At 38.8% G+C, this 14,565-nt stretch carries 13 protein-coding genes; 2 read left to right on the forward strand and 11 right to left on the reverse strand.

Annotated features, from left to right (window positions below):
* Positions 1–3: 3 nt before the first annotated feature.
* Complete coding sequence (locus AAEU28_RS01700) at positions 4–408, forward strand: SufE family protein (RefSeq protein ID WP_421962691.1); 405 nt, start codon at positions 4–6, stop codon at positions 406–408.
* Here AAEU28_RS01700 and tcdA read toward each other — a convergent pair.
* The 7 genes from tcdA to AAEU28_RS01735 all read right to left on the reverse strand — a co-directional run bounded on the left by tcdA (position 405) and on the right by AAEU28_RS01735 (position 7,971).
* A complete protein-coding gene (gene tcdA / locus AAEU28_RS01705; protein WP_421962692.1) occupies positions 405–1,202 on the reverse strand; it encodes a tRNA cyclic N6-threonylcarbamoyladenosine(37) synthase TcdA in 798 nt (265 codons plus the stop codon). The genes AAEU28_RS01700 and tcdA overlap by 4 nt on opposite strands.
* 1 nt (position 1,203) lies before the next feature.
* A complete protein-coding gene (locus AAEU28_RS01710; RefSeq protein WP_421962693.1) occupies positions 1,204–1,863 on the reverse strand; it encodes a pseudouridine synthase in 660 nt (219 codons plus the stop codon).
* Positions 1,856–2,614: a 3-deoxy-manno-octulosonate cytidylyltransferase gene (gene kdsB / locus AAEU28_RS01715; RefSeq protein WP_421962694.1), complete on the reverse strand. Its 759-nt coding sequence runs from the start codon at positions 2,612–2,614 to the stop codon at positions 1,856–1,858. The genes AAEU28_RS01710 and kdsB overlap by 8 nt, the downstream gene beginning before the upstream one ends.
* On the reverse strand, positions 2,602–2,799 hold the full coding sequence (locus tag AAEU28_RS01720) for a Trm112 family protein (RefSeq protein WP_130253800.1): 198 nt from the start codon (positions 2,797–2,799) through the stop codon (positions 2,602–2,604). The genes kdsB and AAEU28_RS01720 overlap by 13 nt, the downstream gene beginning before the upstream one ends.
* Entirely contained in the window at positions 2,789–3,769 is a 981-nt protein-coding gene (gene lpxK, locus AAEU28_RS01725) for a tetraacyldisaccharide 4'-kinase (protein ID WP_421962695.1), read from the reverse strand. Before lpxK ends, AAEU28_RS01720 begins: the two co-directional genes overlap by 11 nt.
* Positions 3,770–3,771: 2 nt before the next feature.
* Positions 3,772–5,520 (reverse strand): lipid A export permease/ATP-binding protein MsbA, encoded by a 1,749-nt coding sequence (msbA, locus tag AAEU28_RS01730; RefSeq protein WP_421962696.1) that lies wholly within the window; start codon positions 5,518–5,520, stop codon positions 3,772–3,774.
* Between the two features lie 213 nt (positions 5,521–5,733).
* Positions 5,734–7,971: a DNA internalization-related competence protein ComEC/Rec2 gene (locus AAEU28_RS01735; RefSeq protein ID WP_421963087.1), complete on the reverse strand. Its 2,238-nt coding sequence runs from the start codon at positions 7,969–7,971 to the stop codon at positions 5,734–5,736.
* Positions 7,972–7,992: 21 nt separating this feature from the next.
* Here AAEU28_RS01735 and AAEU28_RS01740 point away from each other — a divergent pair, with 21 nt between their 5' ends.
* On the forward strand, positions 7,993–8,499 hold the full coding sequence (locus AAEU28_RS01740; RefSeq protein WP_138478583.1) for a DUF2062 domain-containing protein: 507 nt from the start codon (positions 7,993–7,995) through the stop codon (positions 8,497–8,499).
* 64 nt (positions 8,500–8,563) lie between these two features.
* On the opposite strand, the gene AAEU28_RS01745 is transcribed toward AAEU28_RS01740, so the two are convergent.
* Genes AAEU28_RS01745 through rlmKL form a run of 4 tightly spaced genes read right to left on the reverse strand, consistent with a single transcriptional unit; the run spans position 8,564 to position 14,558 of the window.
* Positions 8,564–10,303, reverse strand: coding sequence for a DUF3466 family protein (locus AAEU28_RS01745; RefSeq protein WP_421962697.1), 1,740 nt, complete (start codon positions 10,301–10,303; stop codon positions 8,564–8,566).
* Between the two features lie 11 nt (positions 10,304–10,314).
* On the reverse strand, positions 10,315–12,225 hold the full coding sequence (locus tag AAEU28_RS01750; protein WP_421962698.1) for an ABC transporter ATP-binding protein: 1,911 nt from the start codon (positions 12,223–12,225) through the stop codon (positions 10,315–10,317).
* A gap of 1 nt (position 12,226) precedes the next feature.
* Positions 12,227–12,454 (reverse strand): glutaredoxin family protein, encoded by a 228-nt coding sequence (locus AAEU28_RS01755; RefSeq protein ID WP_421962699.1) that lies wholly within the window; start codon positions 12,452–12,454, stop codon positions 12,227–12,229.
* Positions 12,447–14,558, reverse strand: a complete 2,112-nt coding sequence (gene rlmKL / locus AAEU28_RS01760; RefSeq protein ID WP_421962700.1) for a bifunctional 23S rRNA (guanine(2069)-N(7))-methyltransferase RlmK/23S rRNA (guanine(2445)-N(2))-methyltransferase RlmL — start codon at positions 14,556–14,558, stop codon at positions 12,447–12,449. The genes AAEU28_RS01755 and rlmKL overlap by 8 nt, the downstream gene beginning before the upstream one ends.
* Positions 14,559–14,565: the final 7 nt, after the last annotated feature.

Genomic DNA, 14,565 nt, shown 5'->3' on the forward strand with positions numbered 1-14,565 from the left:
TAAATGACGTATAACGAATTTAAAGAAAAACTCTCAGATTTAAAATCTTGGCAATTAATGTATCGAGAGATCATGTTACTTGGCAAAAGCTTACCAGAAATGCCTGAGTTACTAAAAACAGACGATGTTTTGATTAAAGGCTGTGAAAGTAAAGTCTGGTTGAGAGTTGAATTGAGTGATGAACAAATTCTTGTGCTGATTGGTGATTCTGACACGCGCATCGTCAAAGGTCTGATGGGACTAATTATGCTTATGCACCAAGGAAAAACGCCTGAGCAAAGCTTAGATATTAATACCTACCATGAATTCGAACAATTAGGCTTGATCAAGCATTTAAGCCCATCAAGAGGCAATGGTATCAAAGCCATTGCTGATACCATTCATGAAAAGGTAAAACAGTGGCTTTAAACTGCCACTGTTTTTTTCTTTTTCTCTAGATATTTTTTTATTGCTTTTGATGAAGCAAAAAAGCCAAAACTGGCCGTGACCATAGTGGCGGAGCCAAACCCTGTCGCGCAGTCCATATTCTTTGCACCCTCAGTGCCCTGCTTCGCTAAACAAACTTCACCATCAGCTGTGGGGTAAGCCAATTGCTCAGTTGAATATACGCAGTCTACTGCAAACTTACGCTTAGGATTCTTGGTGAAGTTATACTTCTTACGCAATAAGTATCGAACTTTAGCCAGTAACGGATCTTGTGTCGTTTTTGCCACATCACCATATAAAATCTGACTTGGATCGATTTGACCTCCTGCACCACCTGTTGTGATAACTGGGATTTTGTTTCTTTTACAATGTGCGATCAACGCTGCTTTTTCATTTACCGCGTCAATACAGTCAATAACATAATCAAAGCCAGTAATATATTCACGAATATTCTCTAGCGTTAAGAAATCATCTATGAGTTGAACATCGCACTCGGGATTGATTTGTTTAATACGTGCAGCCATAGCTTCGATTTTTTGTTCACCCACAGAGTCAGTTAGTGCATGGATCTGTCGATTAATATTAGTCACACAAATATCATCCATATCAATCAAGGTGATTTTACCAACGCCTGTGCGCGCTAGAGACTCAGCAACCCAGCTCCCAACACCACCAATGCCAATGACACAAAAATGTGCTTCACCTAGCCAAGTTAAAGCTTGTGCACCATATAAACGGCCAATACCACCAAATCGTAATTGTTGCTCTTCTGTCATATTACCAATCTAAATTCAAAGGTGCTTTCCATTGCTGAAAAGCATCTGATGTTACGAGTTTACTAAACTCTTTACCTGAATCAGGCAAATAAGAAAAATATTTATCTTGTCCTTGCCATTGAAAAGACAAAGCAAAGGCATGTAAATATACCCTATCGGAAGACGAGCCAGTATATGCTGTATCGCCCAATATTGGGCTTGAAATACTTTTCATCGCGACTCGCAGCTGGTGTGTTTTACCTGAATACGGCTTCAATATCACCCCTCTCAAACCTTCACCGAGACTAGTTGAGTAAAACCGCGTGACAGCTGGGTTCTTCGATGTTTTCTCGAGCTTATAGGTACCGCGCCTTGACGCTGACATATCACCTTTTATCCAGCCTTGTTTCTTCTTCGGTTTGCCTTCAGTGATAGCGAGATAAAATTTATCCACCAATCGATTCGAAAACAACTCTGTTAACATAGCTGCTGATTTACTAGATTTTCCTAAAACAATCAAACCAGAGGTGACTTTATCTAACCTATGAACTGGATAGAATTTGCATGCTTGCTGTGCTTCTAAAAGCGCAACAAAACCTGCACCTTGCTCAGAATGAAAACTAAGCCCAGCAGGTTTCACCGCAACGATAAAATCCGCTTCGTCAGAAATAACTTTAAGCATTGCCACTCAGAATGTTATTAACTCGAGCCAAGTCTTCAGGGGTATCAACACCTGCAAAAACAGGTTTACACGCTTTGGTGATTTTTATTTGATAACCGTGGTACAAAACGCGCAACTGCTCAAGTGACTCTTGAACTTCTAAAGGCGAGACAGCAAGATTAAGATACTCAGAGATAAAACCCGCTCTGTAAGCGTAGATACCAACATGTCTTTGAAAATGCAGCAAAGGAATGGCTTCTTTTTTCGCTAACATGCTGTCTCTTTGAAACGGTATTGATGCACGAGAAAAGTATAAGGCGTTGTTATTCACATCTTGAACAACCTTTACCGCATTCGGGTTGTAAACCTCTTCTTCGTCTGCAATATCCACGCTAAGTGTCGCCATTGGCGCTGGAGAGTTAAATAACAGCTCTGCAACTTGGTCAATATTTTCAGCTTCTAATAGCGGTTCATCGCCCTGAACATTAACGATGATTGTGTCTTTATCCAGTGATAATTTTTCAACCACTTCTGACAAACGCTCAGTACCTGACTGATGGTCTTCTCTGGTCATCAATACATTGTCTGTAAAGCTTTTTGCGCTTTCAAACACGGCTTGATGATCTGTAGCGATATAAACCGCTGCAGCTTTTGATTTACACGCTTGCTCATAAACTCTTTGGATCATTGGCTTACCACAAATATCAGCCAAAGGTTTTCCTGGTAAACGAGTCGATGCGTAACGCGCAGGAATAACGACTACGAATTCCACTGCTCTACCTCATCAGCAGAAAGCTCACGTGCTTCATTTTCTAATAGCACTGGAATATCATCATTTATTGGGTATGCAAGCTTTGCCGCTGTGCTGATCAACTCTTTGTTTTCTGCATCATACTGTAACTTTCCTTTTGTTACCGGACACGCGATGATCTCAAGTAATTTTCTATCAAATGCCATGTTTAATACCCTTTTCTTTTAATAATTGATTGATCTTTTCAATCAATTCTTTGGTTGGTGTGGCGTCTACTTTTAAGTAATACCAATTGTTTTTTGCAAACTGCTGACATTTTACGGCATCTTTTTCCGTCATAAATACAGCGTTTGATTCTGTATCTGAAAAGTCTTGTTCAGAGTAAGCGTGATGATCGCGGTAATGCTTACATTCAACAAGTTTTTTACCAAGTGCTTCAAGGCTTTTTTCAAATCGTTGCGGAGAGCCAATGGCACTGACTGCAATCCCTTCGCTCGGTGTATTATCAGCGAACGCTTTATTTTTTACGCTATAGAAACCTGAAGGCGCTAACTGATATGAGAAGTGACTATCCCCGCCATTCTCTATAGCTAAATCAACACTGTTAATACGCGAAGGTAATTCTCGTAATGGCCCCGCGGGAATTAAAAACCCATTTCCAAAACGTCTTTTCGAGTCGATAATACAAAATTCAATGGCTCTTGGCATTTTATAATGCTGCATACCATCATCAGAAACAATCACATCTACTTTGTATTTTTCTTTAAGTATTTTGTAACTCGCTTCTCTATTTGACCCTATTACCAAAGGGCACTTCAAGCGATTATAAATTAAGAAGGGTTCATCACCGGCTTCTTCTACTGTCGATGTACTTGATAACTCATATGGGTATGCAGGTGCTTTAGCGCCATACCCACGGCTGATCACACCTACTTTGAGCCCCATATTCTCTAAATGCGGTACTAGCCATAATACAAATGGAGTTTTACCATTACCGCCAATACCTATATTGCCAACCACTATGATTGGAATGTCAGCCTCAAATGATTTTACAATACCGAGTTTAAACAGCAGTTTTCTAAAACTTGATAGCAGAAAAAAAAAGCCACTTAATGGCGCGAGCAGCCAAGTGATCAGTGATTTTTTTTTATACCAAGATGATTCAATATAGCTCATGATTATTCGCCATACTGCATTTGGCAAAGCGCTGCATAGGTGCCTTTTTGAGCAAGTAACGATTTATGATCGCCCTGCTCAATCACTTTGCCTTTATCAAGGACATAAATACAGTCAGCATTTTCTATCGTCGATAATCTATGAGCGATAACAATAGACGTTTTTTCTTTCATTAGTTCATCAAGCGCAGCTTGTATTAAACGCTCAGACTCAGTATCAAGTGCTGAAGTGGCTTCGTCTAGAATTAAAATCGGCGCATCTTTGACGATTGCACGTGCTATTGCAATACGTTGTCTTTGACCACCAGATAACATCACGCCGTTTTCACCGACTACTGTGTTAAGACCCTGTGGTAAGTCTTTTACAAACTCCCAAACATGTGCTTTTTTGGCTATTTCGATAATGTCTTGTTCGGTTAAAACCCTATCAGCACCATAACAAATGTTGTTTGCTAAGGTATCGTTGAACAACACCACTTGCTGAGAAACAATGGCAAATTGGGCTCTAAGATCTTTAAGTGGATAATCTGAAATATTATGGCCATCTAATAAAACTTCACCCTCTTTGAAATCGTAGAAACGAGGAAGTAGAGATGACAGTGTCGACTTACCAGAACCAGAACGGCCAACTAATGCGATATTTTCACCTGCTTTTATCTTTAACGACAAGTTGCTTAAAACAGGCTCATCCTTCGTAGGGTAAGTAAAGGTAATATTATTAACTTCAATATCACCGTTCGCTTTTTCAAGCTTTCGTGTCCCCGTATCTTTTTCAATGTCTAAATCTAAAATTTCAAAGATACTTTGTGCTGCTGTTATACCTCGTTGCAATTCGACATTCACATTCGCTAATTGTTTTAGTGGCTTTAACATCATCATCATTGATGACAAAAGAACCACAAACGTGCCTGAAGTGATGGTATCGATAACACTTGGCATCGCGATAATTGCTAAAATTAATGCCATCGCCCCCGCTGCTAAAAACTGAATGACAGACACACTGATTGCTCGAGTTGCATCCATTTTCACTCGTTGCTGACGGTTTTGATTATTTACTTGGGCGAAATTGGCAATTTCTTTATCTTGGCCGCCATAGCCATGAATGACTTTATGACCTGCCAACATTTGTTCTGAACCCCGTGTTACACCACCCATCGCGTCTTGAATATTTTTTGATATTTTCCTAAAACGCTTTGCGACTACAGCCACAATAACAGCAACAATAGGAATAACGGTTAAAAATATTGACGATAACTTCCAGTTCGCTTCGAACATAACGTACAGTAAGAAAACTACAAACGCGCCTTCTCTTATAATAACCTGTAGAGCTCGAGTAATCGCTTGCTGAACTTGTTCAGTGTCAAATGTGATCTTAGATATCAGTTCACCATTGGAGTGCTGATCATGAAATGACACAGGTAAAAACAGCATGTGTTCAAACAATTGCTGTCTCAGTTTTTGCACGACCCTAGAGCCTACATAACTTAAGCAATAAGAAGCCATGTAATTAAATACGCCACGCCCTAACACAAGCACAATTACAACTACCGGCGCCCAAGTTAATACTTCCGTATTTCTTGAGGTTAAACCATCATCAATAAACGGCTGCATTAAGCGGATGAACTGGGCATCCATCGCCGCATACCCAAGCATACCAATTACAGAGAATATGGCTGCTAATTTGAAATCATAGGTATATGAAAAAAGACGTTTATAAATTTGCTTTGCATTATGCTTGGCATTGGTTTGCATAGAAGCTCTCAACTACTTAATAACCTTGTTATTGTACTTCTCAAACGCATAAAACTAAATGCTCTACTGCAAATAACCTAAGCTCTAGATAATAAATCTAGCTATAACACTTACTTTAGGTGTTGAATCCAACGAGTTAATCTACAACTTATGATGAACAATCATGTAAAGTTTCATGCTACCTCAAAGCTACTGTTGTATTTAAACTCTCAATTAAAATCGATATCGATGCTTTACCCAAAAGTTAGTCTTTTCTCTTGCCAGTTCTATTTCATAAGAATCAGCAAAGAATTTAATGGTAATTTGCCCGGAAAATGCGGTATCGATTAATTTTATATTTTGTGAAGAGTAGCGTTCTTTAACCGTTTTATGGGGTAGATGCCAAGGGGAGAAATAGTTTCTTGAAATTAAACCTAGCTCAGGCTTTACAGCTTCTAGAAATGCAGTGCTTGAGGATGTTTTACTACCATGATGTGGTACGAGTAATATTTCTGATTTTAACACCTGACCATATTGCTCGACGAGTAGCCTTTCTGCTTCATTCTCAATGTCACCTGTTAATAAAATACTTCCACTAGAGCCAGACACTTTAACTACACAAGAATTGTTGTTATCTGAGTTCATGGTTTTAATAGGCCATATAGTCTGAATGTTTATGTTTTTCATTTTTATATTCTTAATATGACAGAGGTTTAACGGATCTCCATTATGAAAAGTCCTTAATGAAGCAAAATTATCATACGCATAAAGCTCATCAAGCCCGCCACTATGATCTTTATCATTGTGACTAATGATGGTGTGCCTTAACTCTAATCCACGCGCTTCTATCTCAGGCAAAGTGACCCGCTCAAACAATGAATAAAAGTTAAAGTACTTGGCACCTAGATCATACAATAATGCTTGGTCATCAGATACGATGAGAACTGATGTTCCATGGCCAACATCCATCGCATCAACCTGCCATAGAGGGGTCGAAACCGCATAGCTGGATACCATTGAAAATGCTGGTACAAGCGAAAACACCCTGAATTGTTTGATTAGTAGCAGCATCACAATCAGGTAAAATAGCACCACAGTTTCAAGTGATAGCTGTGACCATTTCATCCATGCGACGTCGAGAAGGTAATGCGTTGCCATATCTAACCCTGCTGACAATAGATAATCAACAAACATAAAATCTATGTTGCTAGATACACTGTTGAGTAATAAACATAAAATGATGTATGGGAAAATAACAATACTTAATAAAGGGATGACACATAAGTTGACAAGTAAACCAACAACACTCACCCCATTGAAAAAATAGATGCTGAGTGGCGCTAAGCTAATTAACAAAGCAAACTGAATTAACAATAACCTGATAAAAGTATTTGAAAAAAAACTGTTAGCTTCGGTTTTCTTCAAAACCCATATTACAGTTGCGTAACCGATAAAGGATAAATATAAGCCAGGATCAAGCAAAGAGAAGGGGTTTATCAATAACACAACGACCAGCGCATAGCTTAACATTTGAACTACTTTTACTGCTCGTCCTGTAATGAAAATATACGACAATATCGCTACCATTAGCCAGGCTCTAATTGCTGAGACTGGAAAATCACAAAGGTAAATATACTGAAATGAAAGTATTAGACTCAAAGTAATATAAAGTTTATTGAGGTTGAAACGCTGGTGACTGATCGGGAGCACACTTAAAGTCACCCAAGATGCGCCCTTAACTAGATAAAAACAAATAAAAACAAGGATCCCCACATGTAAGCCTGATATTGCCAGCATATGTCCAATACCAAGCTTTATGACATGCTCTTTCGTTTCTTCTGGTGTTCTTGATTTATCTCCGGTACTCAATCCATAGTATAGCCAATTTAATTCTTTTTCTTTGAACGCCTCCCAGGTTTTATCACGATAGCTTTGCCTTAAGTTTTTTTCTGCTGAAATATGCTCTTCCAGCTCAATAATTGTTCCCTTAAAGTAGATTTGTTTCTTAAAAGCATACTGTTCAGAATCAAAACTATGCTTATTTTTCCGTGTTCTAAAAACTTTTAGCTTAACGTTTGCCGTAACTTCGTCTCCTTGGACTAAGTTTACAATATCTGCTTGTATTGCTAATTGCGCTTTAACCGTTTTATAAAAAGGGATTTCTTGATTGTTTAATGCGATTAATTTTATTTCTACAAGCGAGTTTTTATGTGATCCAATCACTTTTGTGACAATGCCGTTTAACTCACTCACTTCTTTCAGTGCCCTTTTATCTGGCTCATAGCTATAAAAAAGCGCAGATTGTAGGCCTACGACAAAAATAGCAAAAATAAACCCTAACAATAGATTGAAAATGGGCTTAAAATAGCAACACATTACGATGAGGAATATCAGTAAGCTGTAAAACTGCCAAGTGTGAAAGTAAAATACCGCTTGAACACAGCCGTACAGAAATCCCCAGCACATCAACATTGAAGTATATGGTTGCTTGTTATGCCAAAAAAGACGATCCAAAAATTTTTACCTGATCACAACAAGGTCAAACAGCAAAAATCTTTGAAGATTTTTGGCAGTTTACTCCACGATGCGAATCTTTGGCATCTCAATCGCCGCTCTGCACGAGGCGCTTTTTCTGTAGGCTTATTTTTCGCTTTCATCCCTGTTCCTTTTCAGATGGTGTTAGCTGCAGCTTGTGCAATTCCTTTTAGAGTGAATTTACCTCTTTCTGTTGCATTAGTTTGGTTAACAAATCCTTTAACTATGCCGCCTATTTTTTACTGCTCTTATAGAGTTGGTGTATTCGCATTAGGCCAAGAAACACAACCTTTTCATTTTGAAGCAAGCTGGGAATGGCTTGTTGAAAGTCTCTCTACTATTGGCCCTGCATTTATGGTTGGCTCACTTATTTGTGCATCTATCGCAGCACTCATTGGTTATTTCGGTATAGACTGGCTTTGGCGCCATTCAGTCAACAAAGCTTGGAATTCTCGAGGCCAATAACCTCATAAATTATAGACATAAAAAAAAGCCCTTCCGGGCTTTTTTTTATGTCTATAGAGAGGATTTACGCTTTGCGTCTTCTCAACCACAATAAAGGAAGTGCAAACATAGAAAGAAAACCAAAACTTGCTGACTGTCTTTCATATTGTTCAGCTTCCGGAGGTGTACACTCGTCGATTGTGCCACCTGCGATAGGCGTCAAAAGGACCGGAACTGAAATTGCTTCTTTTTCAATGTTGCCCTCAGAATCCTTCATTACTTGACCTAAGCTGTCACGACGCTCAACTGTTTTAGTCGCATTTGCGTATATATGACCCGATTCAGTGATTTTTGTCGCTTCTGCAATCGTATATGGGAACGCAGTGCCATCTTCAGCTCGACAAGGCAAGAAATCATTAATATTTGTTACTTTGTCAGAACCAATTTCATATAAAAATGCTTCATATTTTGGAACAGACGTGTTTTTCTCAATTTCACCTTGACCAATGATCTGGCCTTTATCATTAATATCTCTTAAAGTCGCTTTTGATCCATTAAAAAATGCTGGGATTTCTTTGTAAGTATCTGAGTTAATATCGTAGTAGAAGCCAACTTTTTTTCTTACTATAAGACCACCACCATAACTTCTGCCTTGTTCATAGTAATTACCAATAACAATATTATTGTTGTTGATATCTATGGCTTTACCACCTTGAATATAGTTTTCGTGAGGATGAATTCTTATAAACTGGCCATCTTTAAAGTAACCAGCCTGCTCGTAAGAATAAAGTCTGTCATCATCAGTATTTCTTACAACTGAGTATCCTACTGATATCCCATTTTTATTCGTAGCGAGCGCCAAACTACTGAAGGCACTTTTTTCATCTTCTTTACGAACTAAACCCAAACCTAACTTTGCAGTACTTACCACATTTAAATTATTGTCTAATTCCCATTGATAAGCTTCAGTGTTATAGAAACTTCCCCTTTGCAGATCCCATGAACAGACTTGTACTAGTTCATCAATCCCGTCACATTGTTCATTGTATCTTTCTTGACTATTTTCTGGGATAGATATACTACTGCTACCAACTGCAATGTAATTACCAGAATCTAATTGAACAATATCTGTAACTAATGAAGAACCACCATAAGTATCAATTTCAGGTTCAAGCGTGACCCTTTTACCACTAGGCGAAATAACTATTCCACGAGAAGACCAATCTCTGACAAAAACGGTTTTATCGTCTTCGCCTTCTTTTTTGAAAACTTCCGGTCTATATGGTGCAGAACCCCAAGCGACAATGACACCATCGTTAGTAATTGCAGTCGGGAAGTTAGTAACTGAGCGTGTTAGTGAATCAGCATAGGTTGCTTGAGTATCAAAAATAACGAGTTCATCTGCAGAGTTAGCGGTAATTGTTAAGCCAATACGATCGTTAAGTTTCTGGTAATCGGCTTCGCTGCTTTTACCAGCCAAAAATCCGAGCATAAATGCGTTAGCATCCGCATTTGTTGCAGAAATACCATTCTTTACATCTTCTAATGTAAAGGTAGCTTCTTTGTTTATGTCAGCAAGCGCATCTACATACCTATCATAGGCTGTCTTTAAATCTGAATCATCGAGGTTTAAATACGACACATCGATAGCATAATTAAATAATTGTGTTGCAGCACCGATGATATCCCCAGATTCATTCACATCTGAGATAAATGTATTTTTGCCATTTTCATATCTTGGTAATTCAGTTAACTGGTAAGTAGCAGCCAATGCTGTACTACTTAGTACAGACAACATGCTTGCTGCTAAAATTGTTTTTTTCATTTTAATCCTTACTACTGATTCTGTAATTCTTCTAACTCTTCCCAGCGGGCATAAGCAGTTTCAAGCTCAGACTCTAGATTTGCCAATTGGTTCAATGCCGCTTGCGTTTCCTGTTGAGGTTGTTTGAAAAACTCTGGATCATTCACCAAGGTTTGTTGTTCTTCAAGCGCAAGTTCAAGGGCTTCTACTTTACTAGGCAGTTGTTCTAATTCAAGTTTTAATTTGTAACTTAGCTTACTACTTTTGTTATTTGTTTTATCTTTTTTTACTTCTTTTGCAGCTTGTGCAACCTGCTGCTTTTCCAGTTGCTTTCTTTTTTCATCAAGCTCAGCTTTATAGACCTGATAGTCTGTGTAACCACCAACAATATCAATTACTTCACCGTCACCTGAAAACGCCCAGACACTATTACAAGTGTTATCAATAAACTCTCGGTCGTGACTTACAATTAGGATTGTACCTTGATATTGGTTGATAATGTCTTCTAACAGTTCAAGCGTTTCAATATCCAAGTCATTGGTCGGTTCATCTAAAACAAGGACATTTGAAGGTTTCAAGAATAGCTTTGCTAATAACAAACGATTTTTCTCGCCACCTGACAGTGCTTTAACTGGCGTTCTAGCTCGCGCAGGCGGAAATAAGAAGTCTTGAAGATAACCCAGCACATGTCGGCTACGACCGCCCATCATGACTTCTTGCTTACCTTCAGCAACATTGTCTTGCACCGTTGCATCTTCGTCTAACTTTTCTCTGTATTGATCAAAATATGCAACTTCAAGGTTTACGCCTTGTTTGACATTGCCTGATACGGCTTCAAGTTGACCGAATAGCAATTTAAGTAAGGTTGTTTTACCTACACCGTTTGGTCCAATTAAACCGACTCTATCTCCACGCATAACAAGGGTAGAGAAATCATTGACAATAGGTTTATCTTTAAAGGCATGCTTCAAGTTTTTAGCTTCAAACACAAGCTTACCAGAGCGATCTGCTGTTTCGATATTAAAGTCAGCTTTACCTACTTGTTCAACTCGCTGCTTTCGTTCCACACGCAATGCTTTTAATGCTCTAACCCGGCCTTCATTACGAGTACGACGTGCTTTAATGCCTTGTCTGATCCAGGCTTCTTCCTCGGCCAAACGCTTATCAAATAGAGCATTTTGCGCTTCTTCAACTTTCAGGTCATGCGCTTTTTGCTCAAGATATTTTTCGTAGTTACCTGGGTAAGAAATTAACTGGCCGCGATCTAAATCTAGGATACGGGTGGCAATACTGCGGATGAATGCCCTATCGTGCGAAATAAATACAATGCCGCCTTTGAAATCTTTTAAAAACTGCTCTAGCCAAATAACACTGTTCATATCCAAGTGGTTCGTTGGCTCATCAAGTAGTAATAAGTCAGGTTCACTCACAAGTGCTTTGGCAAGGGCAACCTTTCTTAACCAGCCACCTGATAGCTTTTCCAATCGCATATCTGAAGTCAGCTCTAACTGTGCTAAAACTAACTTAATACGGCTTTCAAAGCGCCAACCATCTTGGGCTTCAATACGAGAAGACAGTTTCTCAAACTTATTTAACACAGACTCAGAGTAGTCTGTTTGCATTTGCTCACTGACATGGTGGTATTCAATGAGTAAATTAGCAATGTCAGGAATACCATTCGCGACATAATCAAAAACCGAGCCTTCAGCGCCTTTAGGCGGATCTTGCTCTAATCGTGATACCTTTAAATCACTAACTTGATTGATTTCTCCATCGTCGAGTTGAACTTGCCCATCAAGTACTTTGAGTAAAGTTGATTTACCGGCGCCGTTACGACCAACAATACAGACGCGTTCACCGGCTTCAATCACCGCATCAGCATTATCTAATAGTGGGTGTGTGCCAAAAGCTAACTGCGCTTTTGCAATTCTGATTAAATCCATCTTAGTTTATAAACTCTTTTAATTTTTGTTCGTCGAATGGCCAACCTAGCTCTTGGTTGTTTTTATTTGCAACAACAGGAATGGTGAACTGATATTTCTCTACCAACTCTGGCTCTTCAACGATATCTCTTAAAATTATTTGCTCAGACTGTAACTGAGCATTCAATAACGCAAGGGCTTGCTCACATAAATGGCAGCCCTCGGTGTGATAAAGGGTAAACTTATCCATGTGTGATCAACCAACTATTATGGATCTGCTTATTACGTTTAAAGTCAGGTGAGAGCGTCTTATCAGAGATATTCACAGCCTTAAGGCCTAACCCCATTAAAGCGACCTCATCCATTTTGAATCCACGTTTATTGTTCGAGAACAATAAAGTGCCTTTCGGGCTTAGAATTTTTTTCACCCACTCCATCAATTTGATGTGATCTCGCTGCACATCAAACTCTGCTTTCATACGCTTCGAGTTAGAGAAAGTCGGTGGATCTAAAAAGATCAAATCATATTGACCTTGAGCGTGTTCTAACCATTTCAAGCAGTCCGCTTGTTCAAATCTAAAGCGAGGATTTTTGAGATTGTTTAACGCAAAGTTTTCTTCAGCCCACTTTAAATAGGTTTTTGACATATCAACGGTTGTGACCGCTTTGGCTCCACCAATCGCAGCATGAACAGACGCACTCCCCGTGTAAGAGAATAAGTTCAATACACGTTGACCTTTTGCGTTTTGTTGAATATAACGACGTGCCAGACGATGATCTAAGAATAAACCTGTATCTAAATAGTCGAACAAGTTTACTTTAAACTTGGCACCAAACTCTTCAACAACGTCAACTCGATTTTGCTTATCAAAACTGTTGTATTGCGCATCGCCTTTTTGCTTTTTACGAACCTTAACTGCAATATTCTCAGCTGGAATATTAAGTTGCTCTGACGTTAAAGTGATCACATCTTGTAAACGTTTTTGCGCAACCGTATCGTCAATTTCTTTCGGTGCTGCATATTCAAAGATAACCGCAGAATCGTTATAAATATCAACAGCGACATTATACTCAGGAATGTCGGCGTCATATAAACGGTAGGCGTTAATGCCCTCTTTTTTAATCCAAGACTTAAGCGCGTTTCTATTTTTCTTTAAACGGTTTCCAAAAGCTGAAGAACCTTCAAAGTTAAGACCTGTTTTCTCTTGGCTTTGACTTACCTGTTTTTCGTTCACATCGTAAAGATAGAGTGCAACATCAAGTGGACCATTTTTAAACTTATAGGTTTTAGATTTAGCTAATTTGAGTAATTTAAATAAACTTTCGTCTGTCCCTAAAAGTGCCAATTGCCAATTTTGGAAGTACTTTTTAAACCCAAGACCCATATTTCTGTAAAGGTTTATGAGTTCAGCCATCGCACCTAAACGTTCACCATAAGGTAAGTTGCTTAATACAACCCCAGAACGTTTGGCAACTTGAGACAATTTATTTGCATCTTTAACACTAAAATCGATGAGGTCTTCAACACCTGCTCTGCGCGCATTTTGCTGTGCAACATTGATCACTCGTTCATCAAAATCTGACCCCATGATCCATAGATTGTTTTCTGTTATTTCGCTTTTCACAGCCTGTTTGATTTCATCAAATTTCGCAGGTCTAAAGCTTGGCAAGTTTTGGAATGCAAATTTACGATTAATATTTGCAGGCACCTTGTTTGCCATACCCACAGCTTCAATGAGTAAAGTGCCCGAGCCACAACATGGATCAAATAGAGGTTGGCTTACATCATTCAACCAGCCACTTCGCTTAACCAATGCCGCCGCTAAATTTTCACGAATAGGCGCTTTACCCTGACGAGTTCTATAGCCTCTGTCTGATAATCGGGGGCCTGAATAATCGAGATAAAGCATACAATGGCTTTTATTTAATTTTGCTACAATACGAATATTTGGCTCGGTTTTGTCTACGTTCGGACGTTGTTCAAACAAGTCATTGAAATAATCTACGACAGCATCTTTAATCACTAAGCCTGAAAATTGAGTATTTTTTAAAGCTTGATTTGTACCATTAAATTCAATTGCAAATGTTTGTTTTGGGCCAAAGAATTCCTGCCAAGGCTGAAAACGTGCAAATTTATATAAATCTTCTTTGGTGTTTATCTCTGCATTTTCTTCTAGAAGCAGCATGACACGTGTTGCAAAACGTGTGACTAAACAAAATCTTTGTGCTTGACTGTTATCCGCCTCAAACTTTACCGAACCAACAGACTGTTTGATAACTTCTAAGCCTTGCTCTTTGATTTCATCTACTAATAAATTTTCAATACCAATTGAAGTAAGTGCGATAAATTGCAATGTTTTA

Origin of the sequence: Pseudoalteromonas sp. SS15 (assembly GCF_049257195.1) — a bacterium.
Taxonomy (GTDB): Bacteria; Pseudomonadota; Gammaproteobacteria; order Enterobacterales; family Alteromonadaceae; genus Pseudoalteromonas.